At 67.4% G+C, this 3,574-nt stretch carries 4 protein-coding genes; all 4 read right to left on the bottom strand.

Annotation, left to right across the window (positions count from 1 at the left end; genetic code table 11):
* Positions 1-266: 266 nt before the first annotated feature.
* Genes ung through ftsE form a run of 4 tightly spaced genes read right to left on the bottom strand, consistent with a single transcriptional unit; the run spans position 267 to position 3,488 of the window.
* Complete coding sequence (gene ung / locus AC1DJN_RS21185; protein WP_032976433.1) at positions 267-992, bottom strand: uracil-DNA glycosylase; 726 nt, start codon at positions 990-992, stop codon at positions 267-269.
* Between the two features lie 9 nt (positions 993-1,001).
* Entirely contained in the window at positions 1,002-1,844 is an 843-nt protein-coding gene (locus AC1DJN_RS21180; protein ID WP_025878611.1) for a response regulator, read from the bottom strand.
* A gap of 7 nt (positions 1,845-1,851) precedes the next feature.
* The gene (gene ftsX / locus AC1DJN_RS21175) at positions 1,852-2,799 is read right to left on the bottom strand and encodes a permease-like cell division protein FtsX (RefSeq protein WP_025878610.1); all 948 of its coding nucleotides are present in this window, start codon (positions 2,797-2,799) and stop codon (positions 1,852-1,854) included.
* A gap of 2 nt (positions 2,800-2,801) precedes the next feature.
* On the bottom strand, positions 2,802-3,488 hold the full coding sequence (gene ftsE / locus AC1DJN_RS21170) for a cell division ATP-binding protein FtsE (RefSeq protein ID WP_025878609.1): 687 nt from the start codon (positions 3,486-3,488) through the stop codon (positions 2,802-2,804).
* Positions 3,489-3,574 lie beyond the last annotated feature (86 nt).

The following is a 3,574-nucleotide window of genomic DNA, read 5'->3' as shown; positions in this document are numbered from 1 at the left end:
GTTCTGGCTCATAGGCACCCATCTTAGCAGTCTGGGATTTGGACTGCTAAAGGAGGAAAAAGTTCCAGCATTCCACTGATGAAACACTGGTCCCAAACAGAACCCTACCGTAACGCGATTTGATGACAGTGGCGAGCGCGCTTTTCGGGATACACAATCCCTTGGAATTCAACCCACTAGCCCGGAAAGCGCGGCTATTCCGGGTCAAAGGCAGCTGAACGGGTGGCGGTTTCGCCCATTCAACAGGGGGCAGCGTTGTTCGCCGTTCAGCCCGATGGCGCCAGCATCGCCCGCGGCGGCAGCGACCAGTCGATCGGCGCCTGGCCGCGGCGCTGCAGGTACTCGTTGGCCATCGAGAAATGACGGCAGCCGAGGAAGCCGCGGTGGGCCGACAGCGGCGAGGGATGCGGGGCTTTCAGCACGCGGTGGCGGCCGGTATCGATCACCTTGCCCTTCTGCTGCGCGTAGGCACCCCAGAGCATGAACACCAGGCCCTCGCGCTCGCGGTTCAACACGTCCACCACATGGTCGGTGAAGCCTTCCCACCCGCGCCCCTGGTGCGCACCGGCCTTGCCCTCTTCCACCGTCAGCACCGCGTTGAGCAGCAGCACGCCGCGCTGCGCCCACGGGATCAGGCAGCCGTGGTCCGGGCGGGCAATACCGAGGTCACCCTCGATTTCCTTGTAGATGTTCAACAACGACGGCGGCACCGGCACGCCCGGCTGCACCGAGAAACTCAGGCCATGGGCCTGTCCACGGCCGTGGTACGGGTCCTGGCCGAGGATGACCACTTTCACCTGATCGAACGGGGTCGCATCAAAGGCGGCGAAGATCTGCGGTCCAGGCGGGAACACCGCCGCACCGCTGGCCTTGCGCTGCCGCAGGAAGCTGGACAGCTCGCGCATCTGCGGCTGCAGCAGGTAATCGCCCACACGCTGTTTCCAGCTCGGTTCCAGCTGGATCGCCGGGGTGTCCACTACTTCATCGATCATCGCAACACGTCATCGCAACAGGGGTCCATCATTCAACCGGGCCAGCCGCAGCTGGAACAGCACCTTGGTGATCAGCAGGCGCTCTTCGATCGGCTTCAGCACCAGATCGTTGGCGCCGGCCTGGAGCAGGCCGGTCTGGTTGTGCGGATTGCCATCGCCGGTCATCACCAGCACCGGCAGGCGGCGCTTGCCGTAGCCGAAGTCCACGCGCACGCGCTGCACCACGTCGCGGCCGCTCAGCTCTCCCTTCAGGGTCACATCGGTCAGCACCAGATCGATGCGATGGCGGCTGCGCCCGAGCGATTCGGCGGTGAGCAGGGTAAACGCTTCTTCGGCGCTGACCACATGCATCACGTTGAGCTGCTGGCGCTCGAGCATGCGCTTGGTCGCCTCGGCCACCACCCGGCTGTCCTCGATGTAGAGAATGGTCGCGCCGGGAATGGTCTGCGGCTGCACGTAGCCGCGCACGAAGGTCGCCAGGGCTTCGTGGCCCAGCGATTTGTCGAAGTAGTCGGTGACGTACTCGGTGAAGCGGCGCTGCTCCAGGTGCTGCTGGGCGTCGCCGGAGACCACGATCACCGGCACATAGGCCTGCCCTGCCGCTTCGCGCACCATCCGCGCCAGCGCCAGGCCGTCGCCATCGCGCAGGGTCAACGAGGTGGTGACCAGATCGACCGGCCCCTGCGCCAGCGCATGCTGTGCGTCTTCGATGCTGTCGCAGCCGATCACCTCCACGCCCGGCAGATCGCGCTGCAGGACGTCGGCGATCAGCTTGCGCACCAGCTTGGAGCCGTCAACCACCATCACCCGCGTCGCGGGCCCTTCAAGGTGCTTCAGCGCTTGCGGTTGCATGCCGGTCTCAGGTGTCGGTCGGGCGGGTCTGGCGGAGGAAATGGCCGGTCACCAGCCATGCACCCAGCCAGCCCAGCAACAAGGTGCCAAGCAGCACCAGGCTGCCATGCAGCAGGTCCAGGCCATGCAGCACGAACGGGCTGCCGTAGCTGCGCGACAGCTCGGCCAGCGGCGCGCGCAGGGCGGCACCGGCAATGCCGATCAGGCCCAGCGCGACCGCACCGGCGCCCAGGCCATACCAGGCGCCCAGGTACAGGAACGGGCGGCGGATGAAACCATCGCTGGCGCCGAGCAGCTGCAGCACGCCGATTTCCTCGCGGCGGGCCTGGATGTCCAGGCGCACGGTGTTGCCGACCACCAGCGCGGCACCGGCGCCGAGCAGCACCGACAGCACCTGCACCAGCCGCGCACCAAACGCGAGCCAGGCATCCAGGCGCTGCCGCCACAGGGCGTCGTGCTGCACCAGGTCGGCACCGGGCAGGCTTTCCAGCGCGCGTGCCAGTCGTGCATCGTCCTGGCCCTGGCCGGGGGTGACCACCAGCAACGAGGGCAACGGGTTGTCGTTGAGTGCGTCGATGGCTTCGCCGAGGCCGGCCTGGCGCAGTTCCTCCAGGCCCTGCTCCGGCGTGCGCACGGTGACACTGGCCACGTCCGGCCGGTCGCGCAGCTCCCCGGCCAGGCGCAGCGCACCCGGGCCGTCGACGTCCGCCTTCAGGAAGACATTGATGTCGCGCGACTGCTGCACGCTGCCGGCAAACTGCTTGAGGTTGTCCAGCGCGATCGACAGGCCCAGCGGCAGCGCCAGGGCCAGCGCCATGACCATCACGGTCAGCAGCGTCGCCCACGGCTTGCGGCAGGCACGGCCGAGGCTGAACACCACGCTGTGCACGTGGTGCTGGAACCACACGCCCAGGCGCGACGGCGCAGCAGCTTCGGTGTTTTCGTTCTTGGCCATGGTTACTCCGCCAGATCCTGCGGCGAGATGTCGTCCACCAGCCGGCCGTGGTCGAGGATCAGCACGCGCTTGCGCATGTGGCGCAGCAGCGGCAGGTCATGGCTGACCACCAGCACGCTGGTGCCGCGCGCAGGCAGCTCGGCGAACAGGGACATGATCTCGGCCGCCAGGGTGGGATCGAGGTTGCCGGTCGGCTCGTCGGCCACCAGCAGCTTGGGCTCGCCGACGATGGCCCGGGCGATGCCGACGCGCTGCTGCTCACCGGCCGACAGCTGCGAGGGCAGCGCCTTTTCGCGGTGGCCAAGGCCCATGCGCTCGAGCACCGAACGCACGCGCTTGTTGATGTCGCCACGGCGGGTACCGCGCAGGATCAGCGGCAGGGCCACGTTCTCGGCGATGGAGCGGTCCATCAGCAGGCGGTGGTCCTGGTAGACCGCGCCAACCGCGCGTCGATGCCGCGGCACATCACCGCCGCGCACCTTCAGCAGGTTGCGCTCGTCGAACATCACCGCGCCGCGGCTGGGCCGCTCGTCGAGGTGGATCAACTTGAGCAGGGTGCTCTTGCCCGCCCCGGAGTGACCGGTGACGAACAGCATTTCGCCCGGCGCGACCTCGAAGCTGACATCGGTCAGGGCTTCGTGGCCACCGGCGTACTGTTTGCTGACATTGTCGAAGCGCAGGACACTCATGCCCCGATTATGCAGGACCGGCGCGACAGATCGGTAGCGCCGGGCCATGCCCGGCGAAAACCTTCCGGCATCGCGGCCCCGGACGG

The sequence above is a fragment of the Stenotrophomonas sp. 05L414_2 genome (assembly GCF_056397905.1).
Note: the sequence above shows the minus strand (reverse complement) of the source record. Positions and strands in the feature narration are given on the sequence as shown.

What these genes read in the sequence shown, in the direction of transcription:
- ftsX (WP_025878610.1), bottom strand. Translation starts at nt 2,799, where the DNA reads ATGGCCAAGAACGAAAACACCGAAGCTGCTGCGCCGTCGCGCCTGGGC.
- ung (WP_032976433.1), bottom strand. Translation starts at nt 992, where the DNA reads ATGATCGATGAAGTAGTGGACACCCCGGCGATCCAGCTGGAACCGAGC.
- AC1DJN_RS21180 (WP_025878611.1), bottom strand. Translation starts at nt 1,844, where the DNA reads ATGCAACCGCAAGCGCTGAAGCACCTTGAAGGGCCCGCGACGCGGGTG.
- ftsE (WP_025878609.1), bottom strand. Translation starts at nt 3,488, where the DNA reads ATGAGTGTCCTGCGCTTCGACAATGTCAGCAAACAGTACGCCGGTGGC.